The sequence below is a fragment of the Amycolatopsis sp. NBC_00348 genome (assembly GCF_036114655.1).
Lineage (GTDB): Bacteria > Actinomycetota > Actinomycetes > Mycobacteriales > Pseudonocardiaceae > Amycolatopsis.
Window position 1 is genome coordinate 3,875,005 of record NZ_CP107994.1, and the last position, 25,057, is coordinate 3,900,061.

Below are 25,057 nucleotides of genomic sequence, written 5' to 3' on the forward strand. Positions count from 1 at the left end.
TCACCAGCCGACAGCGACCTCCAGCCACTGCGGGTCGCCGTGCGAGACGAACGAGGACTGGCCGGCCACGTCGTCGTACGGGAAGCCGTACGCGAGGTGGTTGATGCCGTGGTCGTGCCAGTACTTCGCGTAGTAGTTCGCCGGCGCGGCCTTGTAGTAGTTCGCCGGGTCCTGCTGCTGCGACGCCGGCAGCTGCGCGGTGTGCCGGTTCAGCGCCGCGCACATGTTCGGGTTCCCGGCCAGCGAGCCGGCGCACCCGGTGATGTTCGACGTCGGCTCGTTGACCCCGACCGACTGGGCGTAGGCGGTGAAGTAGTTCGCGTACTGCCCGCCCGCGCGGAAGTCGGGGGCGCTGCCCGGCGCCGGGATCCGGTACGGCGCGTTCACCGTGGCCAGGCCCTTGAACTCGGTCGGCACCTCGGCCTGGAACCGGGCGAACGTGGCCGCGCGGTCCTCCTGGAATGTGCCGTAGTCGTCGCCGACCTGCACGTCGTAGCCGTCGTGGGCGTGCAGCCGCATGGCCAGCTTCAGCGCGAACGCGTCCACCCGGGTGGTGTTGCCGTTGAAGACGTCCGGGCCGACGGTGAACTCGATGAAGTCGGCGTACTGGCCGTTCGGGGTGCCGAGGTAGAAGTACATCCGCCCGGCCGAGTTGGCCGGCATGTCGATGTAGGGCTGCTCGGCGATCGAGTGGGTCTGGCCGCCGAAGTTCCAGAACACCTGGCTGTCCGGGTACTTGCCGTTGGTCCGGTTGAGGACCTTCACGGTGAGCACGTTCCGCGCGGCCGGGATGCTGCCGGTGTCACCCCAGAAGGAGTCGGGCGGGACGCCGGAGCCGGGCGGCGGGGTGGTCGTGCCGCCGCCGGTGCCGAAGACCTGGAACTCGAACAGCGAGACGCCGTAGGGCGTGGCGCGCGCGGTGGTGTAGAGCCGCACGTACCGGCCGGAGCCGGTCACGTTCAGCGTCTGCACACCGCCGGTGCCGGTGGTCGTCTGGTACACAGTGGACCAGCTGGACCCGTTGGCGGACACCTGGATCTGGAACGCCGTGGCGTACGCGGCCTCCCAGCGCAGCACGACCTGGCTGACGGTCGCCGCCCCGCCGAGGTCGACCTGGATCCACTGTGGATCGCTGAACTGCGACGACCAGCGGGTGCCGGTGTTGCCGTCCACCGCGGCGGTGGCGGGCGTGCCGGCGTTCTCCACCGAGGACGCCGTGACGGCTTTCCCTTGGGAGATCAGCGGATCCGCCGCGTGCGCCGCGGGTGCGGTGAAGCCGAGCGCGGCGACGGCGAGCGCCGCCGCCAGCGTCGTCAACCGGGTACCGGGTCCGCGGCGGCGCCGCGGACGGGCAATCGTGGGCATGGTTCCTCCCTGGCCGGGAAAGTGGGGCGGACCCGCCGCCGGTCAGGGGACGGCGTCGTCCGGCTCGCCCCCTGACCACCGGGAAGGTGCATCCGTGACCGGCCGGGGACGCTCGGTGAAAAGGTTCATACCACTGCCCCCGACCTGTCAAGCCTTGACAGATCGGGGCCCGCGGGCGATATTCGGAACCGATTCACCTCACCTCCTGCGTGTCGCCGCCACCCGCTCAGGGGCCTCTGCTCACCTGGAGTCAGTCATGCCCAGCGGCGTCTTCCGCCCCGTCCGGGGTCCGCGCGTCAGGCCGAACCCGGCCGGCACCGCCATCAGGGCGACGCCGGACCGCGATTCCCGCGCCGTGGGCGTCAGCGCGACCGCCGGCACCAGGCCCGATCGGCCGAAGACGGCACGGGAGAACAGAAAGCGGCGAGCCGCGGCCGGACCTTTCCCGAAGTGCGCCGCCCGCCGGGGCCACCAACCGGACGAATCGCGCTGAGCGAGCCGCATCCCCTGGCACGAAAAGGATCCCCGCCGGATAGGCCGTCCGGGTGCACCGCTCGGCGAACCGCCGGGGACCGGGCCACCGGCACCTCGTGACCTGTTGACACGATCGAGAACGCCGACCTACTCTCGCCACATCCCCACCGGCTTCCCCGCAGCCCCCTTCTCTCCTGGAAATACAACGTTGTAAAAATCCGCCCGGGTCGCTGACCTGCGGCTTGAGAGTGAGGTCCCCGTGCACCGCGTTTCCGGCCGAAGACTTCTCGCCACGCTCACCACGACGCTGCTCGTCCTCGGGACGATGCTCGGCTTGGCCACCACCTCGCAGGCCGCCGGATCCCTGCCCTGCGACATCTACGGCGCCGCGGGCACCCAGTGCGTCGCAGCGCACAGCACCACGCGCGCCCTGTATTCGGCCTACGCCGGCAACCTCTACCGCGTGCAGCGCGCCTCCGACCGCGCCGAGACGAACATCGGCCTGCTCGCCACCGGCGGGTACGCCAACGCCGCCGCGCAGGACACCTTCTGCGCCGGCACGACGTGCACCATCACGGTGATCTACGACCAGTCCCCGCGCCACAACGACCTCACCGTCGAAGGCCCGGGCACCGCGGGCGGGCAGGACGTCGCCGCGATCGCGTCCGCGCTGCCGGTCACCGCGGGCGGGCACAAGGTCTACGGCGTCTACGTCTCCCCCGGCACCGGGTACCGGCACTACGTCGGCGCCGGCGTCGCGGTCAACGGCCAGCCCGAAGGCATGTACATGGTCGCCAGCGGGACGCACGTCAACGGCGGCTGCTGCTTCGACTACGGCAACGTCGAGGCGCAGATTGCCGACACCGGCAACGGCCACATGGACGCGGTGAACCTCGGCACCACGTGCTACTTCCCGCCGTGCACCGGCATCGGCCCGTGGGTGGCGGGCGACCTGGAGAACGGGCTGTTCCAGGGCAACCGCTCCAACACCGCAAACCGCGGCAACGCCACGCCGTTCGTCACGGCGCTGCTGAAGAACAACGGCCAGACGACGTTCGCGCTCAAGGGCGGCAACTCCCAGAGCGGCGGCCTCACCACCTGGTACAACGGCGCGCTGCCGTCGGGCGGGTACACGCCGATGCACCAGGAGGGCTCGATCGTGCTGGGCACCGGCGGGGACAACAGCAACGCGTCCATCGGCTCGTTCTTCGAGGGCGTGATGACCGCGGGCTACCCGACCGACGCCGCGGACGACGCCGTCCAGTCCAATGTGGTCTCCGTCGGCTACTCGGGATCCACCGGGACACCGCCTTACGCGGCGCCGGTTTCCGGCCCCGGCGGCAAGTGCCTCGACGTCGCCGGCGACGACACCGGCACCAACGGCACCGCGGCGCAGCTGTGGGACTGCCAGGCGAACGCGTCCGACCAGCACTGGGCGCACAACGCGGACTCGTCACTGTCCACTTTGGGCAGATGCCTCGACGTCGTCGGCAACGGGACGGCGAACGGCGCGTTGCTGGAACTGTGGGACTGCAACGGCGTCGGCGGCCAGAAGTGGGTGCAGCAGGCCGACGGCTCGCTGCGCAACCCGCAGTCCGGCCGCTGCGTCGACGCGCCGAACGGCGCCACGGCCAACGGCACCCGGCTGCAGCTCTGGGACTGCAACGGCGCGGCGGCGCAGAAGTTCTCGGTCACCGGCGGCGGCCCGATCACCGGCCCCGGCGGCAAGTGCGTCGACGTGGCCGGCGACGACCACGGCGTCAACGGCACCGGCGTGCAGCTGTGGGACTGCCAGTCGTTCGCCGTGGACCAGCACTGGTTCCACCTGTCGAGCGGCGCGCTGCGGACGTTGGGTCGCTGCCTGGACATCGTGGGCAACGGCACGGCCAACGGCGCCCAGGTCGAGCTGTGGGACTGCAACGGCGTCGGCGGCCAGGGCTGGACGCAGCAGGCGGACGGCTCGCTGCGCAACCCGCAGTCCGGCCGCTGCCTGGACTCCCCGAGCGGCGCCACGGGCAACGGCACACGGCTGCAGATCTGGGACTGCAACTCCTCGGCGGCCCAGAAGTTCTCGCTGATCTGACGCCGGAAGTCACACCTGCTGCAGCCGGGTCAGAGAGCGTTCCAGCCGACCCGGCTGCAGCAGGACCAAGTCAGAAGGCCGAGTCCGGCCGCGAAACGCGAGGCCCCGCGCCCACGCGCGCCGTGTCTCCCCCGGAATCCCCTCTCGCCGTCGTGACCCGGCCGGCATGCCCGGAATGTGACCTTGTCCCGCTATCTTCCCCGGAACACGACACCGAGGGGGAACCGTGCGGAAGACCGGTCCGATCATCGCCATGGCCGTTTTCGCGCTCACGGCCTGCGATCCGGGACCCGGCAGCGCACCACCACCGGCACCCGCGCTCACGGCGCCGGTCACCGACGTCGCCCAGCTGGTGGCGGCGGCGCGGGCCGGGATCGCCCAGGCGCCGTCCGCGGCGTTCACCACGGACGCCGTCGTGGGCCCCGACACCAAGAGCGTCACCGGTTCGCTCCGCTTCGACGGCTCCACGAGCAGCCTCACGATGCTGCTCGACGGCAGCGAGGTCCGGGTACTCGGCAAGAAGACCTACACCCGCTCGCCGGGCGCGGCGATCCCCGGCAAACCGTGGGTCGGCACCGACCCGGACAGCCCCGACCCGATGGCCCAGGCGGCGGGCGTGGCGGTGCCGACGATCGTGCAGCTGCCCGACCTCGGCCGGGCCCTGGCGGAGATCGAACGGACCGGCCGGATCGTGTCGGCCGACCGGACCGGCCCGGCCAACCACTACCGGCTCGAGCTCGACCCCACCAAGGCGCCGGACCTCTTCCCGGAGTTCACGCGGGTGCCGCTGGACGGGAAGCCCGCCGCGCCGATCACCGGCAAGCTCCCCGCCGAACTGTGGCTCGACGCGGCGCTGCGGCCCGTGCGGTTCGCGGTCGACCTGTCCCCCGGCTTCGAGCAGCCGGGCCCCACGGTCAAGGGCACGACCGAGTACCGCGAATGGGGCAAGCCGGTGACCATCGAGGCCCCGCCCGGCGACCAGGTCGTGGACCTGTCCGAGCTGCTGAAGAAGCTGGGGACCTGACCCGCGGCGCGCTGAAGACGGCCGCTCAGGCCGCCACCGTCGTCACGGCGGTGGCGGAGTTGCCGGACAGGCACGTGCCGGTCGAGGTCGCCGGCGCCGTGACGACCGGGGCGTAGACGACGTAGTCCTGGCCGGTCTGGAGGTTGTGGCAGGCGAGCCGGGCCTGGTAGCGGCCGCTGTCGCACTGGGCGCTGCCCCGGCCGTAGTAGAGCGTGCTGCCCTGGACGATCCACGCGCTCCACGTCATGCACCCGGCCAGGCCGGCGGCGGCCGGATCGGCGACGGCCTGCACGATCTGCGCGGTGTTCCCGGTGTTGCAGGTGACGGAAACGGCGGCCGGCGCGGTCACCACCTGGGTGCCGTAGAGGATGTAGTAGTCGCCGGTCTGCTCGTTCTTGCACAGCGCCTTGACCCGGTAGCGCCCGGTGTCGCACTGCGCCTGGCCGCGGCCGTAGAACAGGTTGTTGCCGCCCTGGTTGACCCACTCGACCCAGGAGACGCACCCGGGCACCCCGGCGTCGAGCGGATCGGTCACGGCGTAGACGGCCTGCGCCGAGTTCCCGGTGTTGCACAGCACGGTCGCGGTCGCCGGAGCGGTGACGACCTGGGTGCCGTAGTTCACGTACCCGGCACCGGTCTGGTTGTTGATGCAGACCGCTTTCGCCCGGTAGCGCCCGGAAGTGCACTGCAGGTTGCCGAGGCCGTAGAAGTAGTTGTTGCCCTGCTGCACCCACTGGATGGAAGTCGTGCACCCGGCGGGCGCCACCTGAGCCACCTGGGCCACCTGCACCGCCGCCGACGCGGGCGCGGCCAGGGCGGCGAGACCGAGCACGGCCGCCACCAGGGCCAGGAACCAACGCTTCGCCACCACTTGCGCCTCCGGGATGTGGATTCGACTGCCGCGGCGGACCGTAACACCGGAAACCGACGGATTTCACGGCTGCGCAAGGGAATGAGCACGAACGCGGAACCCGCGGTCCGGCCCGCCCACCTCAACGACCATGGTCGCTACGACCATGGTCGTGCTACGGTGGCGTCATGCCCCCCGCCGACGACACCCCGGAACCCCGCAGCCGCCGTGAGCGGCCGGCGAAAGCCGCCCTGACCAGGCAGGGGATCATCGACACCGCGCTCGGCATCCTGCGCGACGAAGGCCTGGAGAAGGTGACGATGCGCCGCGTCGCCGCCGCGCTCGACTCGGGGCACGCCTCGCTCTACGTCTACGTCCGGAACACCGAAGACCTACACGCGCAGATCCTCGACGTGCTCCTCGGCGAGCTTCGGCCGTCGGTCACCGGGCCCGGCACCTGGCGCGACCGGGTGAAGGGGCTGCTGTCCGGCTACGGGCAGCTGCTGATGCGCTATCCGGGGATCGCCCGGATGGCGCTGTCCACACAACCCAGCGGCCCGAACTACCTGGCGCTGGTCGACACCGTCCTCGCGCTGCTCCAGGAAGGCGGCGCACACGACCGGGCCGCGGCCTGGGGTGTCGACCTGCTCCTGCTGTTCCCCACCGCGGTCGCCGTCGAGTTCAGTGCCCCGGCCGCCAAGACCGAGAAAGCCGCCGCGCTGTCGGCGCTCGCCACGAAGATCACCACCGTGGACGCGGCGCGGTACCCGCACATCGCGCCGCTCAGCGCCGCGCTCGTCTCCGGCGACGGCGGCTCCCGCAGCGACTGGGCCTTCGACGTCCTGCTCGACGGCATCCTCGCCGCGAACCCCCCTCCCGCACCGGAACAGGACCTCCCATGACCAGCTCTTCCGTCACGATCGTCGGCGCCGGCCTGTCCGGCCTCGTGCTGGCCCGCATCCTCCAGAACCACGGGATTCCCGCCACCGTCCACGAACTCGACGCCACCGCCGGCGCGCGCCGCCAGGGCGGCTCGCTCGACATCCACGAGGACACCGGCCAGCTCGCCCTGCGCGAAGCCGGTCTGTACGACGAGTTCCGCCGTCACACGCACCCGCAGGGCGAACACGTGCGCGTCCTCGACAAGAAAGCGCACGTCTTCGTCGACGCCGGGCCCGACGGCGGCGAAGGCGGCCGGCCGGAGATCGACCGGACCGTGCTGCGCGACCTGCTCGTCGGCTCACTCGACCCCGGCAGCATCGTGTGGGACCACAAGGTCACCGCGGCCCGCACCCTCGGCGACGGCCGGCACGAGCTGACCTTCGCCGACGGCACCACGACCACCACCGGTCTCCTGGTCGGCGCGGACGGCACCTGGTCGAAGGTGCGGCCGCTGTTGTCGGCCGCGACCCCGGAGTACTGCGGGGTCTCCCACGTCGAGATCCGCATCCCGGACGCGCCGGCGCGGCACCCGGAACTGGCCGCGCTCATCGGGCCCGGCATGGTCTTCGCGCTGTCCGACAACAAGGGTCTCCTGGGCCACGGCGGAAACGACATCGAACTCGGCGCCTCCTTCCGCGTCCCCGAGGACTGGCTGTCCACCGGCGGCGTCGACTGGACCGATCCGGCCGCGGCCCGCGACGCCCTGCTGAAGGAGTTCGCCGACTGGGCCCCGGAGCTGACCGACCTCATCCGCCACTGCGAGGACACGATCACGCCGCGCCGGATCTTCGGCCTCCCGGCCGGGCACCGCTGGGCCCGCGTCCCGGGCGTGACGCTCGTCGGCGACGCCGCGCACGTGATGTCCCCGTACGCGGGTGAGGGCGCGAACCTCGCCCTGATCGACGGCGCCGACCTCGCCCGCGCGATCATCGAGCACCCGGACGACGTCGAAACCGCCCTGACGCAGTACGAAACGGCGATGTTCCCGCGCGCCGAAGAAGCCGCGCACGGGTCCGCGCAAGGACTCGCGTGGTGCTTCACGCCGACGGCGCCCCGGGAGATCGCCGAGTTCTTCTCGGGGATGGACCAGGGGTAGGCCGTCAGGTCCACACCCCCGCGGCGGCCGTTTCGGTGACGTAGTCCTCGAACGACCGGGCCGGCCGGCCGAGGGCGCGTTCGACGTCACCGGTCGGCGCGGGCGCCGCGCCGTCGCGGATGGCCACCAGGATCCCGGTGAGCAGCTGGGCGACACCGGGTGGGACACCGTTCGCGACCAACTGTCCGATGTGGACTTCGGGGGCGACGTCGACGTGGCGGACCACGCGTCCGGTGGCCTGGCCGATCAGGTCGACCGCCTCGCCGAAGCCGAGCGCCCGGGGGCCGGTCAGCTGGTAGGTCCGGCCGTCGTGCCGGCTGCCGGTCAGGGCCGACGCCGCGATTTCGGCGATGTCGCCGGCGTCGACGAACGGCGTGCGGCCGTCGCCGGTGGGCAGGGACAGGGTGCCGGCGAGGATCTCCGGCAGCCACGGGCCCTCGCCGAAGTTCTGCGCGAACCAGTCCGGCCGCAGGATCGTCCACTCGGCACCGGACTCGCGCACGGCCTGTTCGGCGGCCTTGAGCGGATGGCCTTCGCCGGCCTCGCCGACGCCGCCGGCCGACAGCAGCACCAGCCGTCGCACGCCCGCGGAAACCGCCGCGGCCACGAACCTGGGGATGCGGTCGCCGCTCGCCCGCAGGTCGGGTTCCACGACGTAGGCGGCGGTGACGCCGTCGAGCGCGGACGCCCAGGTCGTCGCGTCGCCCAGGTCGAATCCGCCGGTGCGCGACGCCACTCTCGCCGGGTGACCGCCGTCCTTCAGGTGCCGGGCGACGCGGCTGCCGGTCTTGCCGGTGCCGCCGAGGATCAGGGTGTTCGTCATGTCCGGAAGCCAACTCTGCAGGACGTGGACGATCCATGGGAGAACGTCGTGGATACCTTTGTGATCGTCTACCGTGAGTCGCGTGGACGTCCTGAGTGATCTGCTGGACCGGGCCCGCGCGAGCCATGCGCTCGTCCGGCAGCTGATCCAGCGGCCGCCGTGGGCGGTGACCTACGCCGACCCGCCGCCGCTCACCATCCTGACCACTCTCGGCGGCCCCGCGTCGATCCGGCTCGACGACGCCGCCCCCGTGCGGCTGGCCGCCGGCGACATCGCGCTCGTCAAGGGGCCCGGCCCGCACACGATCGCCGACGACCCGGCGACGCCGGCCCGATTCGTGATCCGGCAAGGGAAGAAGCACTTCCCCGACGGCGGCGAGGCCGAGGACCAGCGGACCCGGGCGCCCCGCACGTACGGCGACGGCCTGCCCGGCGCCACGACCATGCTCCGCGGCGGCTACGAACTCCGCGGCGACGCGGGCGGGCGGCTGCTGGACATGGTGCCACCACTGGCGATCGTGCCCGCCGGACCGCGCACCGGCGGCGCGCTGGCGCTGCTCGCCGCCGAGGCCGGCCGCGACGAGCCGGGCCAGGACGCCGTCCTGGCCCGACTGCTGGACCTGGTGCTCGTGCTGGCGTTGCGGGCGTGGTGCGCCCGGCCGGGTGCCGCGCCGCCCGCCTGGTACCGGGCGCTGGCCGAGCCCGCCGTCGGCGACGCGCTGCGGCTGCTGCACGAGGACCCGGCCCGCCGCTGGACGGTCGCCGCGCTCGCCGCCGAGACCGGCTTGTCCCGCGCCGCGTTCGCCGCGCGCTTCACCGCACTGGTCGGCGAACCGCCGCTCACGTACCTCACCGGCTGGCGGATGACCGTCGCGGCGGACCTGATCCGCGACAGCGACGTCACGGTCGCCGCCGTCGCCCGGGAGGTCGGGTACGAGGACGCCTTCGCCTTCAGCGTCGCGTTCAAACGCGTCCGCGGCGTCAGCCCCTCGGCCTGGCGGCGCGCCGTCAGAACGCCGTGACCGGTTCGCACACGCGAGTCAGTCCTTCGGCCCGGCGTCGCCGACGCGCGCCGTGACCGGTTCGAGCAGCCGGTGCGGCGTGTTGATCGCGGCGGACAGCGGATCGAGGACCACGCCCGACGGCTGGTAACCGGGGCCGGGTTCGACGCGGATGTCCGGCACCGGGACGACCACGCCGCAGTCCGCGCAGCGGCCGTCCTGGTCGAGCAGGCCGCCGTCGGCGTCGTGCCGGACCGTGCGCTTCGCCCCGGCCGGCGAGTAGTGCGCGTCGCCCCAGCCCATCAGGGCGCGCACGATCGGCCACAGCTCGACACCCTTGCCGGTGAGCCGGTACTCGACGACCCCGCCCGCGGCTTCGTCGCGGGTGAGCACGCCTTCCTGCACGAGCGCCTTCAGCCGGCTGGTGAGGACGGCGCGCGGGATCCCGAGCCGGGTGGCGAAGTCGCCGAAGCGCCGGACCCCGAAGAACGCGTCGCGGACGATCAGCAACGTCCACCGCTCCCCGACGACTTCCAGGGCCCGCGCCAGGGAGCAGTTGCGGTCCGCGTAGGTGCTGGGAAGAGCCATGCCCCGAGCGTACACCGGCAGTTCGCTCAGTGAACTGCCCTCGTGCTACGGTGAGCTAGTTCAGTGAATGAACTACAGAAAGAGGTCGTCCCGTGTACCAGTTCCTCGTCTCCTTCACCGTCCGGCCGGAGCACCGCGACGACTTCGTCCGGGCGGCCGCCAAGACCGCGCGCGACTCCCTCGCCCACGAACCCGGCTCCCACCGGTTCGAGGTCATCGCCGACGCCGAGAACCCGGCCGTCTTCTACCTCAACGAGGTTTACGCCGACATCGCCGCGTTCGAAACCCACGCCGCCGGTCCGTACTTCGGCGCGTTCTTCGCCGAGGCGAGCGCGTACGCCGAAGGCCCGACGTGGCTGATGCGCGGCACCCTCGTCGGCGAGAACGCCGCCGCCCGGTGAGCACCGGCCTGCTGAGACTGTCGCAAGTGGACGGTGACCGCCGTCGACCGAACCGGCGCACCGCCGCACGAAAGGACCTGACATGACCCACGACGACAGGCTGTTCCTGATCACCGGCGCCACCGGCAAGACCGGGAGCGTGACGGCCGATCTCCTGCTGCGACGCGGTCACCGCGTCCGGGCGATGGTCCGCCGGGACGACGATCGATCCCGCGCGCTCGCCGCGGCCGGTGCCGAAGTGGTCCACGGCGATCTGCTGGACCTCGACAGCGTGACCGCGGCGCTCGACGGCGTCAGCGGTGCCTACTTCGTCTACCCCATCCGCGACGGCCTGCTCGACGCGACGGTCAACTTCGCCCAAGCGGCCACGGAAACCGGCGTCCGGTCCGTCGTCGGCATGTCCCAGATCTCCGCGCGCCGCGAGGCGAAGAGCAACGCCGCGCGGCAGCACTGGCTCGCCGAGCGCCTGCTGGACCGGACCGGCCTGCTCACGACGCACCTGCGGCCGACGTTCTTCGCCGAGTGGCTCTCGACGTGGTGGGAGCTGCGCGACGGCGAGGGCCACCTCCGGCTCCCGTTCGGCGAGGGCCGGCACGCACCCATCTCGGCGGCCGACCAGGGGCGCGTGATCGCCGCGGTGCTCGCCGATCCCGAGCCGCACGACGGCGCCGTCTATCCGCTGCACGGGCCCGTCGAGCTGGACCACCACGAGATCGCCGCGGCCATCGGCACGACGCTCGGGATTCCGGTGCACTACGAGCCGATCGGCGTCGAGGAGTTCGCGGCATCCATGACGCACCGCGACTTTCCCGCGCACCTCGTCCAGCACCTGAGCAACGTCGCGATCGACTACCGCGACGGCGTGTTCGCGGGCACGAACGACCACGTCGAGAAGATCGGCGGCCGCGCGCCGCAGTCCGTCGGGCAGTTCGTGCTCGAGAACAAAGCCGCCTTCGACACCAGCGGGCCCAACTTCGTCCCCGCTCCCTGAGGAGAACCACCATGTCGTCCGTTCTCATCACCGGCGCCTCCCAAGGCATCGGCCGCGCCATCGCCCTCGAACTCGCGAGCCGCGAGCACCGGGTGATCGCCACCGCGCGCCGCCCGGAGACGCTGGCCGAGCTGCCGGTCGCGCAGCGGCTGCGCCTCGACGTCACCGACCAGGACAGCGTCGATCAGGCCCTCCGGGACGCCGGCGAGATCGACGTCCTGGTCAGCAACGCCGGCGCCACCGTGCGCGCGCCGCTGGAGACCGTCCCGCTCGCGGAGTTCGAACGGCTCTTCCAGCTCAACACCGTCGGCGCGCTGCGGGTCGCCCAGGGCGTGCTCCCGGCGATGCGGGCCCGCGGCGCCGGGCACCTCGTCTTCGTCTCGAGCATCCAGGGCCGGGTGGTGCTGCCGCTGATCGGCCCGTACGGCGCCAGCAAGTGGGCCCTGGAAGCGCTGGCCGAGACGCTCGCCATCGAGGCGGGCCACTTCGGCGTCAAGGTGAGCATCGCGCAGCCCGGCGCCGTGACGACCGGGGGTGCCGAGCGCGCCAAGGTGTTCGTCGACGAGGACGACCCGTACGCTCCGCTGTACCGGCAGCTCGGCACGTTGCGCGGCGAGACGATCACCGCCGAGGACGTCGCCATCGCGGTGGCCGACACGATCGAGAAGCCCGACCCGCCGCTGCGCGTGCCGGTCGGCGCCCCCGCCGAGCGCGTCCTGCGGGCCCGCAAACAGGCCCCGGAAGACGCGCCCTTCCTGGCGGCCGGCATCGACTGGTAGCCGTCCGTGCCATGATCGGTTCCATGGCCGGACCCCGCATCAGGACCTACCACCCGGACGACCGGGCCGCACTGTTCGACGTGTGCGTCCGGACCGGGCACGACGGCGGTGACGCGCGGGAGGTCTACCCCGACCAGGACCTCCTGCCGACCATCTTCCTGGCGCCCTACCTGGACTTGGAGCCCGACCTGGCCTTCGTCCTGGACCGCGGCGACGGCACGGCCGTGGGGTACCTCGTCGGCACCGCGGACACCCCGGCCTTCGCGGGGCGGCACCGGCGCGAGTACCTGCCGGGCGTCACCGGCCGCTACCCGAAGCCGTCCGGTCCGCCCGCCACGCCGACCGAGGAGATGCTCGGCGTGCTGCACGCGCCGGAGGACATGGTGCGCCCGGAAGTCGCCGGTTACCCGGCGCACCTGCACATCGACATCCTGCCGGACCACCAGCGCGGCGGGCACGGCCGCGCGCTGATGACCGCATACCTGGCGGCGCTGGCCGAGCGCGCGGTGCCGGGTGTGCACCTGGTGATGCCCACGGCCAACCGGCAGGCCCGGGTGTTCTACGACCGGCTCGGTTTCCACGACCTCGGCGTCGAGCACCCGTCGGTCACCTACCTCGCCCGCGCCGTCTGACGGGGGCCGCCGCCATCGGCGACGGCCCCCGGTTCCTCAGTAGACGAGCCAGCTGACCGAGACCCTGCCGGCCGCGCCGGCGCTGTCGGTCGCGGTGACGGGCGAGGTGTAGTTGCCCGTCCTGGTCACGGTGCCGGTGATCAGCCCGGTCCGCGCGTCGAGCGCGAGCCCGGGCGGCAGGCCGGTCGCCGACCACGTGTAACTGCCCGTGCCGCCGGTGGCCCTGAGCTGCAGGTTCACCGCCTGGCCGTGGACGAACTGGTAGCCGGGATCGGTCACCTTGACCGGCCCGGAACTACCGGTCTGCACGGTCAGGGTGAAGGTGGCCGTGTGCGTCTTCTGCGCGTTCCTCCCGGTGACGGTGATCGGGTAGGTCCCGGCCGGGGTGGACGCGCTCGTCGTGATCGTCAGGGCCGACGAACCGCCCGCGTCGATCGAGGACGGGTCGAACGCCGCGGCCGCCCCGGTCGGCAGCCCGGACGCGCTCAGCGCGATCCCGCCCGGTGCCGTCGTCCCGTCCAGGTGCGCCTTGATCTCGGCCGCGTAGGTCGTGACCCGGGCGTAGACGCCGTAGGTGTTGCAGGCGTTGGACATCCACGAGAAGAACCCGACGATCCGGTTCCCTTCGAGGAACGGGCTGCCGCTGTCGCCCACGCAGACGCCCTTGTGGCCGTCGGCGTAGCCGGTGCAGAGCATCGAGCCGTCGGACCGGTACTGCGTGGTGTCGACGTGCTGGGCGCAGTCCGAGTCCTTCGCGACCGGGAACTCGGCCGTGCGCAGGACGTCCGAGTAGGTGTTCTGCCCGGTCTTGCCCCAGCCGATGCCGCGGCCCATCGTGCCCGGCGCGTTCACCGAGTCGTCGGTGGCGATGGTCGGGTACTGGATGCCGGCCGGGACCGGGACGTCCTTGTCGAGGGTGATGACGGCGACGTCGTGCCCGGTCTGCCAGCCGGTGTAGTCGGGATCGGTCCAGGACGCCTTGATGTCGGCCCGGAACCCGGTGTCGTTGAGGTTGGTGGCGCCGTAGACGAACCACTTCGTGCCGGAGTTCTCCAGCAGGCAGTGCGCCGCGCCGACGACCGTGTGCGGGCCGACCAGCGCCATGCTGCACGACTGCTTGCCCGGGAAGACACTGCCTTCCCGGCGCATGGAGATCATGAACGGGTACTGGTCCACAGTGGTCGTGTCACCGCCGACGACACTCGGGTGCGCGGCCGCGGTGGCGGTGGCACTGACCGTCGTCTTCGCCGGCTGGCCGGCCTTGACCGTCGCCGAGGAAGGCGACAGCGCCAGGGAGAAGTCGCCCGTGCCGGAACCGTTGACCGTCAAGGAAACCGTGGCGGTGTGGGTGACGTCGGGGCCCTTGCCGGTCACGGTGACCGACGTGGTGCCCGACGCCGCCGAGGCCGCCGCGGTGAGGGTCAGCGTCGAGGACTTGCCCGCGGTGACCGTCGCCGGGGCGAAGGACGCCGTCACGCCGGCGGGCAGCCCGTCCGCCGACAGCGCGATGTCCTGGGCACTCCCCTTCGTGACGCTCGTGGTGATGGACGTCGTGACCGGCTGGCCCGGGTCCACGCTGACCGACGCCGGTGACGCGGCCACGGAGAAGTCGTTCGCCGGGGCGGGCGCGGTGCCGTTGATCAGCGGGTCGGCCAGGTTGTCGCCCTGCGGCGAACCCCAGCCGGTGCACAGGTCGTAGCCGGTGCCCGCGTTGTAGGTGCCGTTGCCGCCGCTGGTAACGTCGTGGAAGGTCGACGCGTACTGCGCCGAGCCCGCGACCGCGTAGATCGCCGGGTTCATCGCGCCGACCGTGCTCTTGCCCTGGCCCTTGGCCTTCTGGTTGACCATGGCGACGTACCCGGCCCACAGCGGGGACGAGAGGCTGGTGCCGCCGACGTCCTGCCAGCCGCCGTTCATGTACACCGACAGCGCGCCGGCCCCGTAGTCGGCGTCGAGCGCGACGTCCGGCACCGAACGGAACTGGCTGCTGCCCGGCTGCCACGACGGCTTCGCGTAGATCTGCGAGTAGCCACCGCCGGAGCGGGTGTTGCCGCTGCCGCCCTGGTTCCAGCACGACTCCGCCTGGTACGTCCCCGCGCTGTCGCTGGTCCGCAGCTGCGTGCCGCCGACGCCGGTGAACAGCGGGTCGCTCGCCGGGAAGTCGGCCTGCACGGTGCTGTTGTCGCCCTGGTAGCCGCAGCCGGTGGCGCCCCAGTCGCCGGACGCCGACAGCATCGTGATGCCTTGGGCGGCCATCTGCGTGTAGGAGTCGTGCGACGCCTTGATCGGCGACGACTCGCACTTCTCGCCGTTGAGCCACGACCCGGACAGGATGGTGATGCTGTTGTCGCTGGCGATCTTGGCCATCTCGTCGACCCACGCGGCGTCGCTGTTGGGGGCTTCGTAGACGGTCTGGGCCGCGCCCGGAGCCGTCGCCGCCACCGCTTCGACGTCGAGGGTGACTTCGAGCTGGTCACTGCCCGGCTGGGACACCCCGCCGTTGACCGGCACGACCTTCGGGGTCACCGACGGCTGGCCGAAGTTCTTGGTCCAGGCGTCGATGTCGGCCTGCTTGAACGCGTCGAACTCGATGAGCCCGACGTTCTGGCCCGCGCCGGTGTAGGACCCGGACAGCTTGGTCATGCTGTAGGCGGTGCGGAACTGCGCGGGTGTGTAGCCGCCCGCGGGACCGCCGGGACCGGCCGGCCCCTGCTTGATCGCCGGGCTGCTCGCGCGGTGCGCGACCGGGCGGTCGGACAGGCCGAGCACGCTGCGCACGACCCCGCCGAGCGCGGCCGGGATCGACGGCGCCGCGTCGTTGGCGTAGAAGTGCGCGCCGTCCGCGCCGGTGTAGTCGCCGAGCGAGGTGCCGAAGGCCGCCTTCACCGCGTCGGCGGTGCCGGTGGCGTCGACGACCTGGCGGTTGCCCGCCACCGACGTCACCCGGAAGCCTTGGGCGCGCAGGAAGTCCGTCACCTGCGCGACGTCGGACGCGGTCGGGGCGAAGCGCGCGTTGTACTGCGCACTGGTGAGGTAGTGGCGGTAGCCGGGTGAGCGCGGGTCGCCGGCAGCGGCGACGAACCGGTTCAGGCCGGCTTCGTCGTGCGGGCGCAGCGCCACCGCGATCCCGACGCCGCGGTCTCCCGCGACGGCGGCGTCCCGGTGCGCGCCCGCCGGCGCCGCGATGCTGTCCGGCAAGGGGACCCGGGTGTTCTGGGCGTGCGCTACTGGCGGTCCGACGGCCAGCAGCGCCGCAGCGGTGAGGAAGGTGGTCGCCGCGGCGGCCGCTCTCCTGGCGCTGGGGAAGGGGGACATCTGTTTCCTCCGGGAGTGGAGTGGCGACGTTTCCTGCGGCACACCGGATGCAGTCGACGCCGGAGACCGGCCGAACGCTAATCACGGGCCGTCACCCGGAGAATCCCTGCGTGAACGTTCAGTTCCGTTCACAGTGAACCGGTTCGCGCCGGGTTCCGCCGCAGGTCGGCGGCCCGTGCCGTAGCCAGTTGTCCACAGAGGTCCGGACGCGTTCAGTGCGGCCACGCCCCGGGCGGATTGCCGCTTATGCCCCGGATTCCACCCTTCGGCCCTACCACCGATCGCGATCACCCGCCTACGGTCCGCGAACCCCTCGGAGTGGCGAGCTGTGGAGGTCCGATGGCCGGGAATGCGGTGGGAACGCGGGCCGTGCCGGTGGACCGCGAGCTGCGCCGGCTGCTGCGGCACGGCACCTTCGCACAGGTGCTCGACCACGCGCTGGCCGTCCGCGGGCTGAGCCTGGAGCAGGTGCAACGACGGCTGGCCTCCCGCGGTGTGCGGGTCAGCCGCGCCGCGCTGAGCTACTGGCGGCGGGGCCGCAGCCGGCCGGAACGCGAGGAGTCGCTGCGCGCGGTGCGGGCGCTGGAAGACCTGATCGGGCTCCCCGGCGAGTCGCTGGTGGTGCTGCTCGGCCCGCCGCGCCCCCGGGGCCGCGGCGCCGAAACCGAACCGGGCGCGGTCGACCGCCGGCGGCTGTGGCCGTCCTGCGGGCCGGCGCTCGCCGCCATCGACGCGCCGCCGGAAGGCCAGGTGCGGTACCTGGACGTCCACGAGCACGTGCTCGTGGACCAGCGCCGCCGCCTGCGCGAGGTCCGGACGCGGCTGGTGCTCGAGGCGACGACCGACCGGACGGACCGGTGCGTCGTCTACGAATGGGCCGAGGAGTCGTCGCGGCCGGTCCTGGGTGAGCTGCGGTACTGCCGGCAGGGCCGGACCCGGCCGCAGGAGGCGAGCACCGCGACGGTGTGCGAACTCCTGCTGGAGCAACGGCTTTCGGCGGGTGACCGCACGGTCGTCGAGTACACCTGGCGCTATCCCGGCGGTTCGGTGCTGACGTCGTTCCACCGGCGGTTCACCCGGCCGGTGCGGCAGTACCTGCTGCAGGTCGAGTTCACCGGCGAGGTGCCACCGCACTGCGTCCCGTACCGGCAGCCGACCCTCAACAGTCCTCGGCAGCCGGGGAAACCGTTGTGGATCGGCGGGTCCGGGACGGCGCACCTGGCCGTCCCCGACGCCGGCCCGGGGCTGCTCGGCCTGCAGTGGGACTGGAACTGAGGCACCGCCCGTGTCCGTGGAGTTCGAGTCCCCGCACACGGCGTTCTCGCTCGCGCTGGACGCCGCGATCGCCGAGTCCGGCCTGTCGCTGGAGCGCTTGCAGCGCCACCTGGCCGCCCGCGGCGTGACGCTGTCCCGGGCGTCGCTCTCGTACTGGCGCACGGGTCGCTCCCGCCCGGAGCGCGAGACCTCTTTGGACGCCGTCACGCACCTGGAAGACGTCCTCAACGTGCGCCCCGGCACGCTCAAGTCGTTGCTGGGCCCGAAAGCACCCCGCGGCCGCTGGCTGGGCGGGCCGCCCGAGCGGCTGGCCCGGCACCGGCTGTGGCCCGCGCTGCACCCCCTCTCCGCGGAGCTGAAGCCGCCGCCGGACGGCCACGTGCGGTTCTGGTCCCTCCACGACACGCTGTTCGTCGACGACCACAGCCGTGAGCGGCACCTGCGGGTGCGCATGGTCGCCGAGGCCGCGCTGGACGGCGTCGACCGGATCATGACCTTTTTCCAGGCCGACGGGCCCGAGCAGGACGATCCCACCTACGAGGACCTGCAGTCCTGCACCCTGGGCCGGGTGCTGACCGACCGGGCCACCGGCCTGACCGCGGGTGAGCTCCTGCTCGACCGGACCCTGGCCGCCGGCGACGTCGCCGCGGTGACCTACACCCTGAGCTTCGGCCGGGGACACGAGACCGACCACTACCACCACCGGTTCACCCGGCCCGCGCAGCTCTACGTCTGCCAAGTGCAATTCGCTTCCCGCATCCCCCGCCTCGCGCGGGAATTCGAACAACGGCAGCTGGGCGGGCCGCGCACGCAAGGCCGTCGATTAACCGTGGATTCCGGCCACGCGGTCACTTTCGCCACTCGTGACGTGCACCCGGGCATCCTCGGCGTCAACTGGGAGTGGTAGCCAAATCTGTTTACAGCCGCCGTCACCGGGCCGTTGACCTGGGGTTGTGCGCCGCGCCAAGACGGTGACACGTCAGTTGTTCACTTAGCCTGTCCGCTTCCCGTTGCCGCCTTTACCGTTCTGGCCAGCTCCTTTCTTTGCGGTCTCCCCAGCTCCCCCGGTGAAGGGAATTGCCATGTCCGTCAAGCACACCCTGTTCGCGGTCGCCGCCGCCGCGAGCGTCGCGCTCGCCGGTGCCCCGGCCGCGGTCGCGGCGCCGGCGACCACCACGGTCCACCACACGACCCAGTCGATGGCCTCGCTCTTCGGGACCACCGCCGCGCCAGCCGCGCCCGCCACGATCGGCGACACCTACCCCGCGAAGTGGCGCAACATCCCGCAGGACTCGGTGGTCGACGACTGGAACATGTACAACCGCGAGTGCGTCTCGTGGAACGCGTACAACATTGCCCGGCACGGCAAGAGCGCGAACAACTACGGCGACGCCAAGTACTGGGACGACAACGCCCGCAACCACGGCTTCCGCGTCGACAACACGCCGACCACGGGCGCGACCGCGCAGACCGACGCCGGGCAGTACGGCCACGTCGCCATCGTCGACAGCGTCAACGGCAACCAGGTGACCGTCGAGGACTACAACTGGGACGGCACCGGCCACTACCTGCGGCACACGGTGAACAAGAACGACTTCCGCTACATCCACTTCTACGGCTGACCATCGGGCGCCACTCGCGTCCCGATCACCGGAACGCGAGTGGCGCGCCCACGGACGTTCGGCCATCGTTCAGGGGAAACCCACCTTCCGGAGGGCGTTCGTTCGGCCCGCCCCGGAACGCTGAACCGGCTCTGGATCCCGACCCCGAGGACGGACACCGTGACCGAATCCCGTGCCCGCAGGCGCGTCTTCTGCCTCGTCGCCGGTTCGCTGCTGGCCGCGGCCTGCGCGAGCGGCCCGGCGCACGCCGCCGCGGCCCAGGACGTCCACCTCAACGAGGTCGTGACCACCGGCAGCGTGAACGACTCCGTCGAGCTGTACAACTCGGGCACGGCCGCCGTCGACGTCTCGGGCTGGATCATCAAGGACGACCAGGACAGCTCGAAGTACAAGATCGCCGCCGGGACGTCCCTGGCGCCCGGCGCGTTCCGCGCGTTCGACGTGCACAGCTCCTTCGGGCTCGGTTCGTCGGACAAAGCGCGGCTTTACCAGGCAAACGGCACCACGCTGGTCGACAGCGTCAGCTGGAGCGAGCACTCCGACCCGTCGTGGTCGCGCTGCCCGGACGGGACCGGCCCGCTCACCGCGGCCCCGCTGACGCTCGGCGCCGCGAACAGCTGCGGCTCCGGCACGGCGCCGGTGGCGTGGCCCGGCGGCAGCTCGATCACGACGGCCGACGCGTCGAACGTCTTCGGCGAGGACCTCAGCGGCCTGTTCCAGGACGGCGGCGTGCTGTGGGCCGCGCAGAACTCCGGAAAGCTGTGGCGCCTGCTGCCCAACGGCTCCGGCGGCTGGAAACCGGACACCGCGAACGGCTGGTCGTCGGGCAAGACGCTGCGGTTCCCGGGCGGCTCCGGCAATCCGGACAGCGAGGGCGTGACGGTCACCGGTGGCGCGGCGTTCGTCGCCAGTGAGCGCAACGGTTCCGGCAGCAGCCGGACGTCCGTGCTGCGCTACGACATGAGCGGCACCGGCTCCACGCTGACCGCGACGAAGGAGTGGAACCTGACCGCGGACCTGCCGCCGGTGGGCGCCAACCTCGGCTTCGAGGGCGTCACCTGGGTTCCCGACGCTTCCCTCACCGGCGCCGGGTTCGCCGACGCCTCGACCGGCGCGGCCTACGACCCCGGCCACTACGGCGCGCACAGCGGCGGCGTGTTCTTCGTCGGCGTCGAGGGCACCGGCATGGTCCACGGGTACGTCCTGCAGGACTCGGGCGCGTTCACCCGCGTGGCGTCCTTCGCCAGCGGGATGAGCGGCGTCATGGAGGTGCAGTGGGAGCCGCAGGCCGCGCGCCTGTGGGTGGTGTGCGACGACACCTGCCACGGCCAGCACCGGACGTTCCGCGTGAACTCCTCCGGAGCGTTCGCGACGACCGCGGTCTACAACCGGCCCACCGGCATGCCGGACTACAACAACGAAGGCTTCGCCCTGGCCGGCGCGAGCGAGTGCACCGGCGGCACCAAGCCCGTCTACTGGTCCGACGACAGCGACGACGGCGGGCACGCGCTGCGCAAGGGCACCGTCAGCTGCTGATCGGCCGCCGTCTCCGACAATTCTTGCAGACTTCAGTACGTAATTTTCTGAAATCGGTCCGAGTATTGCCAGTTCTTGGCCGGAAGCCTACAGTCGCCTCCCGGAACACGTACTCGTGCAACGGTGCCGAGAGGATCTGCAATGGCGATCTCCCGCAGGACGTTCATCGGCTCGGCCGCGGCGGCATCGGCTTGGGGAGCGCTTTCCCTCGCCGGCGCGCCCGGCGCGTCCGCCGCCAGCGCGCCGGGGGACGTCGTCGGCAAGATCACCGTCGGGTACCAGGGCTGGTTCGCCTGCGCCGGTGACGGCGCGCCGATCAACGGCTGGTGGCACTGGAGCCAGAACTGGGGGCAGACGCCGTCGACGGGCAACAACGTGATCAAGGCCTGGCCCGACATGCGCGAGTACACCCGCACCTACCAGACCGCATACGCCAACTTCGGCAACGGCCAGCCCGCGACGCTCTTCTCGTCCTACGACCAGCAGACCGTGGACACGCACTTCCTGTGGATGCAGCAGAACGGCTGCGATACCGCCGCGTTGCAGCGCTTCAACCCCAACAGCAGCGAGGGCCCGACGCGCGACGCGATGGCCGCCAAGGTCCGCAGCGCCGCCGAGGCGCACGGGCGGAAGTTCTACATCATGTACGACGCCACCGGCTGGGCGAACATGCAGCCGGAGATGAAGGCCGACTGGACGGCGAAGATGTCGGCGCACACGGCGTCGTCCGCCTACGCCCGCCAGAACGGCAAGCCGGTCGTCTGCATCTGGGGTTTCGGGTACAACGACGGCAACCACCCGTGGGACGCGAACACCTGCCTCGACGTCGTGAACTGGTTCAAGGGCCAGGGTTGTTACGTCATCGGCGGCGTGCCAAGGGAATGGCGCACCAGCGACGGCGGCTCACGGCCCGGCTTCGGCGACGTCTACCGCTCCTTCAACATGATCTCGCCGTGGATGGTCGGCGCGGTCGGCGACGCGGCGGGCTCGGACTGGATGTACCAGAACCTCACGGTGCCCGACCAGGCCGACTGCAACGCCCACGGCATCGACTACCAGCCGTGCGTGCTGCCCGGCGACGTCTCCGGCCGGCAGCGCGCCCACGGCGACTTCATGTGGCGCCAGTTCTACAACATGGTGCGCGCCGGCGTGCAGGGCATCTACATCTCGATGTTCGACGAATACGGTGAAGGCAACCAGATCGCGAAGACCGCCGAGAACGCATCGATGACCCCCGCCGGCTCCGGCCTGTTGGCCCTCGACGAAGACGGAACGGCGTGCTCGTCGGACTACTACCTGCGCCTCACCAACGACGGCGGCCGCATGCTCAAGGGCCAGCTCCCCTTGACGGCGACGAGGCCGACATCACCGAACCTGACCACAGGCGGCTCGACCGACCTGGCCCGCGGCCGCACCACGACCGAAAGCAGCCACACGCAGAACTACGGCGCGGGCAACGCCGTCGACGGAAACGCCGACAGTTATTGGGAAAGCACGAACAACGCGTTCCCGCAGTGGGTGCAGGTCGATCTGGGCGCATCGACCGCGGTGACGCGGATCGTGGTGGCCGTCCCACCGTCGAGCGCGTGGAGCACCCGGACTCAGACGCTGGCCTTGTCCGGATCATCCGACGGAACCACGTTCGACACCCTCTCCCCCGCGATGGGCTACGTGTTCGATCCGGCGCGGGGCAACAGCGTTACGATCACGGTCCCCCGCACCAGCCGCCGGTTCCTGCGCTTGACGTGCACCGGCAACACCGGCTGGCCCGCGGGACAGATCGCCCGTTTCGAGGCTTACAGCTGAGGGCGCCCGGATCCGCAACAGCACCACCACTCCCGCCGCAGCCACCGACCGACTCACAACCGCGGTCGGCCGAGGCAGATCGCTTCGAGCGAGCACAGCTGCGGCGCCGGGTCACAACCGCCTCGCCCCGGTGACCGGCTGTGCTCTCGATCCCGCGCGGGGCAACAACGTCACCATCACGATCCCCCGCACCAGCCGCCGCTACCTACGCTTGACGTGCACCGGCAACACCGGCTGGCCCGCCGGACAGATCGCCCGTTTCGAGGCCGACAGCTGACGGCGCCGCCGCGCTGACCGGCCGCGCTCGCGGTGTCACAACGTCGGCTGGGAGGCGACCAGCCGCGTCATGTGCTGTGACGGGAGGACACCCAGCTCGCGGTGCAGCAGCGCCCGGTAGTGCTGGTAGTGCCGCAACGCGGAGCCGCCGTTGCCCTGGGCCAGGTGCGCCGCGATCACCGTGCGGTGCGCGCTTTCCCGCACCGGGTCGATGGTGATCGCGGTGAACGCGGCCTCCAGCGCGGCCAGGTGCGCGCCGGCCGAGATGAGGTGCCGGGCGATCGCCTCCAGCGCGTGCAGCCGGACCTGCTCCCACCGCTGACGTTCGGGCACCAGCCAGTCCTCGGCCCAGTCGGGCAGCAAGTCCTGGGCCAGCTCACCGACCAGTCCCGCACCGGATTCCGGCCGCCCGGTCGGGCCGACGACGCGGTGGGCCGCTTCGAGCGTGCGGCAGAAGTCGACCGGCAGCGCCGCCGCCAGGTGCAGCCGGTCGACCGGCGTCTCCACGACCGGCCGGTCCGTGGCGCGGCGCACCTGCCACAACGCCTGCCGCAGGTTGGCCGCCGCGCGCTGGGGGCGGCTCTCGGGCCACAGCTGCTCGGCCGTCGCGTGCCGGTCGACCGCGGCGCCGTCGCGGATGGCGAGGAAGGCCAGCAGGCGCTGCGAACCCCGGGGCAGCGCGACGCGTTCGCCGCCGGCCCGCAGCTCGAATCGGCCCAGCAGCACCAAGTCCGCGTCCGATCTGTCGCCTTCGCCCATCGCCGTCCCCTCGTCCGCGCCGTCTTCCCCGGCGCCGTCCACCGGTCCACGAGCATGGCACCGCGAGTGTCTCCGGGCCGTCTTCCGGCCGCCTCCGTACGGCAGCGCGGGCGGCACCGGCCCTCAGTCGTGCGCGGGCTTGACTTCCGGCCCGGCGGTCACCCGGTCGGGAGCGTGGCACGACAGCGCGTCGCCGGACCGCGCGGAAACCGGGCGGCGTGGGTACCGCCAATGGCCCAACAGCCCCGTTTCCGCCCGTCCAGCCCATCGGGTGACGCAGGCGGCGCGGAGATCACCCGTGGTGCGCGGCGACGACGTGCGCGCGACGGCGCGTCCGGAGGGTGTGGTCCCAGGGTCGCATCGGCCCGGACACCACGCAGCACGAACGAGGAGCACACCATGCCGGACGGACAGCTCAAGAGCGTCGACATCCAGATCGCCGCCGCCGACCTCGAAACCCTCAAGAACAGCCAGTACCAGCTCTGCTTCGCGAAGAAGGTCAACAACTCCTACAACGTGGTCTGGCAGTCGGCCGCCGACTATCTGTCCGAAAACACGTTCGCGTGGCAGCCGCTGTACGAGCTCTTCGGCAGCAACGACTTCAAGGGCGACGTGACGGTGCACGTCGCGACGAACAAGGTGGCGATCGGCCTCGGTGACGAGGCGACGCTGGACAAGAGCGGGGTGCTCGGGGACGCCTCGTCGGGCGGCCCGGCGACCGGCATCACGCTGGTCAACGACTACGGCCCGATCCACCCGGGGCTGAGCGCGTACTCGACCGACATCAGCGGCCGGGGCACGACCACCCCGATCTACGTCGCCGAGAACCAGGTCGTCGCGGGCAACGACGTCCTGACGCCGGTGGAGAGCGTGCAGGTGTGGTTCGAGCAGGACATCGCCACCAGCACGATGTTCAGCACGGCCCGGTCCAACGCCATCGAGATCGACCTGACCGACCACAACACGGCGACCCGGCTCTACAGCGGCGGTGTCTGGTCGACGCCGAAGACCAGCGCGCTGTTCGTCGACCCGAAGGCGGTCCTCACCATCATCGCGGCCCTGGCCGCGGCGGTGGTCGTCCAGGACCTCGCGTCGAAGATCGCCTCGAAGCTGACCGGGGTGTACCGGGACATCAAGGTCGACGTGACCACGATGGGCGGCAACACCGTGAAGATCGAGTACCGGGAGCAGCCGGGCCTCAGCGCGGTCCGGAAGAACCAGAGCCGGTTGCTGCTGCAGAACCAGACGGCCGTCGACCAGCTCGCCGGCTTCGCGCTCGAGTCGTTCGCGCAGCTCGGCGTGGGTTACCTGACGCTGAACGCGACGACGGCGGGCTGACCCGGCGGCCGGCCCCGGAGCCTGCCCGGCTCCGGGGCCGGTGCGGGCTACTCTGGAGTAGACACAGTCGTGCGGCGCAGTG

General features: G+C 71.7%; 22 protein-coding genes. 16 read left to right on the forward strand and 6 right to left on the reverse strand.

Annotated elements, in window-relative coordinates; translation table 11 throughout:
- The gene (locus tag OHS58_RS48745) at window positions 1-1,365 is read right to left on the reverse strand and encodes a beta-1,3-glucanase family protein (protein ID WP_442875541.1); all 1,365 of its coding nucleotides are present in this window, start codon (window positions 1,363-1,365) and stop codon (window positions 1-3) included.
- A gap of 733 nt (window positions 1,366-2,098) precedes the next feature.
- Between OHS58_RS48745 and OHS58_RS16625 the strand changes: the two genes are divergently transcribed.
- Together OHS58_RS16625 and OHS58_RS16630 are read left to right on the forward strand one after the other, a co-directional pair.
- Window positions 2,099-3,922, forward strand: coding sequence for an arabinofuranosidase catalytic domain-containing protein (locus OHS58_RS16625; protein WP_328648888.1), 1,824 nt, complete (start codon window positions 2,099-2,101; stop codon window positions 3,920-3,922).
- A gap of 226 nt (window positions 3,923-4,148) precedes the next feature.
- Window positions 4,149-4,946, forward strand: coding sequence for a hypothetical protein (locus OHS58_RS16630; RefSeq protein ID WP_328648889.1), 798 nt, complete (start codon window positions 4,149-4,151; stop codon window positions 4,944-4,946).
- A gap of 25 nt (window positions 4,947-4,971) precedes the next feature.
- Here OHS58_RS16630 and OHS58_RS16635 read toward each other — a convergent pair whose 3' ends face one another.
- Window positions 4,972-5,817: a hypothetical protein gene (locus OHS58_RS16635; protein WP_328648890.1), complete on the reverse strand. Its 846-nt coding sequence runs from the start codon at window positions 5,815-5,817 to the stop codon at window positions 4,972-4,974.
- A gap of 167 nt (window positions 5,818-5,984) precedes the next feature.
- On the opposite strand from OHS58_RS16635, the gene OHS58_RS16640 reads away from it, so the two are divergent.
- Together OHS58_RS16640 and OHS58_RS16645 are read left to right on the forward strand one after the other, a co-directional pair.
- Complete coding sequence (locus tag OHS58_RS16640; RefSeq protein ID WP_328648891.1) at window positions 5,985-6,698, forward strand: TetR/AcrR family transcriptional regulator; 714 nt, start codon at window positions 5,985-5,987, stop codon at window positions 6,696-6,698.
- Window positions 6,695-7,834, forward strand: coding sequence for an FAD-dependent oxidoreductase (locus tag OHS58_RS16645; protein ID WP_328648892.1), 1,140 nt, complete (start codon window positions 6,695-6,697; stop codon window positions 7,832-7,834). The genes OHS58_RS16640 and OHS58_RS16645 overlap by 4 nt, the downstream gene beginning before the upstream one ends.
- 4 nt (window positions 7,835-7,838) lie before the next feature.
- On the opposite strand, the gene OHS58_RS16650 is transcribed toward OHS58_RS16645, so the two are convergent.
- The gene (locus OHS58_RS16650) at window positions 7,839-8,657 is read right to left on the reverse strand and encodes an NAD(P)H-binding protein (protein WP_328648893.1); all 819 of its coding nucleotides are present in this window, start codon (window positions 8,655-8,657) and stop codon (window positions 7,839-7,841) included.
- Between the two features lie 82 nt (window positions 8,658-8,739).
- Between OHS58_RS16650 and OHS58_RS16655 the strand changes: the two genes are divergently transcribed.
- A complete protein-coding gene (locus OHS58_RS16655; RefSeq protein WP_328648894.1) occupies window positions 8,740-9,678 on the forward strand; it encodes an AraC family transcriptional regulator in 939 nt (312 codons plus the stop codon).
- A gap of 18 nt (window positions 9,679-9,696) precedes the next feature.
- Here OHS58_RS16655 and OHS58_RS16660 read toward each other — a convergent pair whose 3' ends face one another.
- Window positions 9,697-10,245 (reverse strand): winged helix-turn-helix transcriptional regulator, encoded by a 549-nt coding sequence (locus tag OHS58_RS16660; RefSeq protein ID WP_328648895.1) that lies wholly within the window; start codon window positions 10,243-10,245, stop codon window positions 9,697-9,699.
- 92 nt (window positions 10,246-10,337) lie between these two features.
- Here OHS58_RS16660 and OHS58_RS16665 point away from each other — a divergent pair, with 92 nt between their 5' ends.
- From OHS58_RS16665 to OHS58_RS16680, 4 genes are all read left to right on the forward strand, one after another.
- Entirely contained in the window at window positions 10,338-10,646 is a 309-nt protein-coding gene (locus OHS58_RS16665) for a putative quinol monooxygenase (RefSeq protein ID WP_326953866.1), read from the forward strand.
- Between the two features lie 82 nt (window positions 10,647-10,728).
- Window positions 10,729-11,637, forward strand: coding sequence for an NmrA family NAD(P)-binding protein (locus OHS58_RS16670; RefSeq protein WP_328648896.1), 909 nt, complete (start codon window positions 10,729-10,731; stop codon window positions 11,635-11,637).
- A gap of 11 nt (window positions 11,638-11,648) precedes the next feature.
- Window positions 11,649-12,416: an SDR family oxidoreductase gene (locus OHS58_RS16675; RefSeq protein ID WP_328648897.1), complete on the forward strand. Its 768-nt coding sequence runs from the start codon at window positions 11,649-11,651 to the stop codon at window positions 12,414-12,416.
- A 23-nt stretch (window positions 12,417-12,439) separates the two neighbouring features.
- Window positions 12,440-13,048: a GNAT family N-acetyltransferase gene (locus OHS58_RS16680; RefSeq protein WP_328648898.1), complete on the forward strand. Its 609-nt coding sequence runs from the start codon at window positions 12,440-12,442 to the stop codon at window positions 13,046-13,048.
- A 36-nt stretch (window positions 13,049-13,084) separates the two neighbouring features.
- Here OHS58_RS16680 and OHS58_RS16685 read toward each other — a convergent pair whose 3' ends face one another.
- Window positions 13,085-16,363 (reverse strand): trypsin-like serine protease, encoded by a 3,279-nt coding sequence (locus tag OHS58_RS16685; protein WP_328648899.1) that lies wholly within the window; start codon window positions 16,361-16,363, stop codon window positions 13,085-13,087.
- Window positions 16,364-16,702: 339 nt separating this feature from the next.
- Between OHS58_RS16685 and OHS58_RS16690 the strand changes: the two genes are divergently transcribed.
- The 6 genes from OHS58_RS16690 (at window position 16,703) to OHS58_RS16715 (ending at window position 22,879) form a co-directional block, all read left to right on the forward strand.
- Window positions 16,703-17,638 carry an XRE family transcriptional regulator gene (locus OHS58_RS16690; RefSeq protein ID WP_328648900.1) on the forward strand — a complete coding sequence of 312 codons (936 nt, stop codon included), beginning with the start codon at window positions 16,703-16,705 and terminating at the stop codon, window positions 17,636-17,638.
- Between the two features lie 10 nt (window positions 17,639-17,648).
- Entirely contained in the window at window positions 17,649-18,545 is an 897-nt protein-coding gene (locus OHS58_RS16695) for an XRE family transcriptional regulator (RefSeq protein ID WP_328648901.1), read from the forward strand.
- A gap of 175 nt (window positions 18,546-18,720) precedes the next feature.
- Window positions 18,721-19,260, forward strand: a complete 540-nt coding sequence (locus tag OHS58_RS16700) for a CHAP domain-containing protein (protein WP_328648902.1) — start codon at window positions 18,721-18,723, stop codon at window positions 19,258-19,260.
- 159 nt (window positions 19,261-19,419) lie between these two features.
- Window positions 19,420-20,796: a lamin tail domain-containing protein gene (locus OHS58_RS16705; protein WP_328648903.1), complete on the forward strand. Its 1,377-nt coding sequence runs from the start codon at window positions 19,420-19,422 to the stop codon at window positions 20,794-20,796.
- 141 nt (window positions 20,797-20,937) lie between these two features.
- Window positions 20,938-22,602 carry a discoidin domain-containing protein gene (locus tag OHS58_RS16710; RefSeq protein WP_328648904.1) on the forward strand — a complete coding sequence of 555 codons (1,665 nt, stop codon included), beginning with the start codon at window positions 20,938-20,940 and terminating at the stop codon, window positions 22,600-22,602.
- 130 nt (window positions 22,603-22,732) lie between these two features.
- Entirely contained in the window at window positions 22,733-22,879 is a 147-nt protein-coding gene (locus OHS58_RS16715) for a hypothetical protein (RefSeq protein WP_328648905.1), read from the forward strand.
- Window positions 22,880-22,914: 35 nt separating this feature from the next.
- On the opposite strand, the gene OHS58_RS16720 is transcribed toward OHS58_RS16715, so the two are convergent.
- Window positions 22,915-23,679, reverse strand: coding sequence for an AfsR/SARP family transcriptional regulator (locus OHS58_RS16720; RefSeq protein WP_326953875.1), 765 nt, complete (start codon window positions 23,677-23,679; stop codon window positions 22,915-22,917).
- 357 nt (window positions 23,680-24,036) lie between these two features.
- On the opposite strand from OHS58_RS16720, the gene OHS58_RS16725 reads away from it, so the two are divergent.
- The gene (locus OHS58_RS16725) at window positions 24,037-24,975 is read left to right on the forward strand and encodes a hypothetical protein (protein ID WP_326948940.1); all 939 of its coding nucleotides are present in this window, start codon (window positions 24,037-24,039) and stop codon (window positions 24,973-24,975) included.
- The last annotated feature ends 82 nt before the right edge of the window (window positions 24,976-25,057 follow it).

What these genes read in the sequence shown, in the direction of transcription:
- OHS58_RS16700 (WP_328648902.1), top strand. Translation starts at nt 18,721, where the DNA reads ATGTCCGTCAAGCACACCCTGTTCGCGGTCGCCGCCGCCGCGAGCGTC.
- OHS58_RS16650 (WP_328648893.1), bottom strand. Translation starts at nt 8,657, where the DNA reads ATGACGAACACCCTGATCCTCGGCGGCACCGGCAAGACCGGCAGCCGC.
- OHS58_RS16660 (WP_328648895.1), bottom strand. Translation starts at nt 10,245, where the DNA reads ATGGCTCTTCCCAGCACCTACGCGGACCGCAACTGCTCCCTGGCGCGG.
- OHS58_RS16645 (WP_328648892.1), top strand. Translation starts at nt 6,695, where the DNA reads ATGACCAGCTCTTCCGTCACGATCGTCGGCGCCGGCCTGTCCGGCCTC.
- OHS58_RS16680 (WP_328648898.1), top strand. Translation starts at nt 12,440, where the DNA reads ATGGCCGGACCCCGCATCAGGACCTACCACCCGGACGACCGGGCCGCA.
- OHS58_RS48745 (WP_442875541.1), bottom strand. Translation starts at nt 1,365, where the DNA reads ATGCCCACGATTGCCCGTCCGCGGCGCCGCCGCGGACCCGGTACCCGG.
- OHS58_RS16685 (WP_328648899.1), bottom strand. Translation starts at nt 16,363, where the DNA reads ATGTCCCCCTTCCCCAGCGCCAGGAGAGCGGCCGCCGCGGCGACCACC.
- OHS58_RS16710 (WP_328648904.1), top strand. Translation starts at nt 20,938, where the DNA reads ATGGCGATCTCCCGCAGGACGTTCATCGGCTCGGCCGCGGCGGCATCG.
- OHS58_RS16675 (WP_328648897.1), top strand. Translation starts at nt 11,649, where the DNA reads ATGTCGTCCGTTCTCATCACCGGCGCCTCCCAAGGCATCGGCCGCGCC.
- OHS58_RS16725 (WP_326948940.1), top strand. Translation starts at nt 24,037, where the DNA reads ATGCCGGACGGACAGCTCAAGAGCGTCGACATCCAGATCGCCGCCGCC.
- OHS58_RS16640 (WP_328648891.1), top strand. Translation starts at nt 5,985, where the DNA reads ATGCCCCCCGCCGACGACACCCCGGAACCCCGCAGCCGCCGTGAGCGG.
- OHS58_RS16690 (WP_328648900.1), top strand. Translation starts at nt 16,703, where the DNA reads ATGGCCGGGAATGCGGTGGGAACGCGGGCCGTGCCGGTGGACCGCGAG.
- OHS58_RS16670 (WP_328648896.1), top strand. Translation starts at nt 10,729, where the DNA reads ATGACCCACGACGACAGGCTGTTCCTGATCACCGGCGCCACCGGCAAG.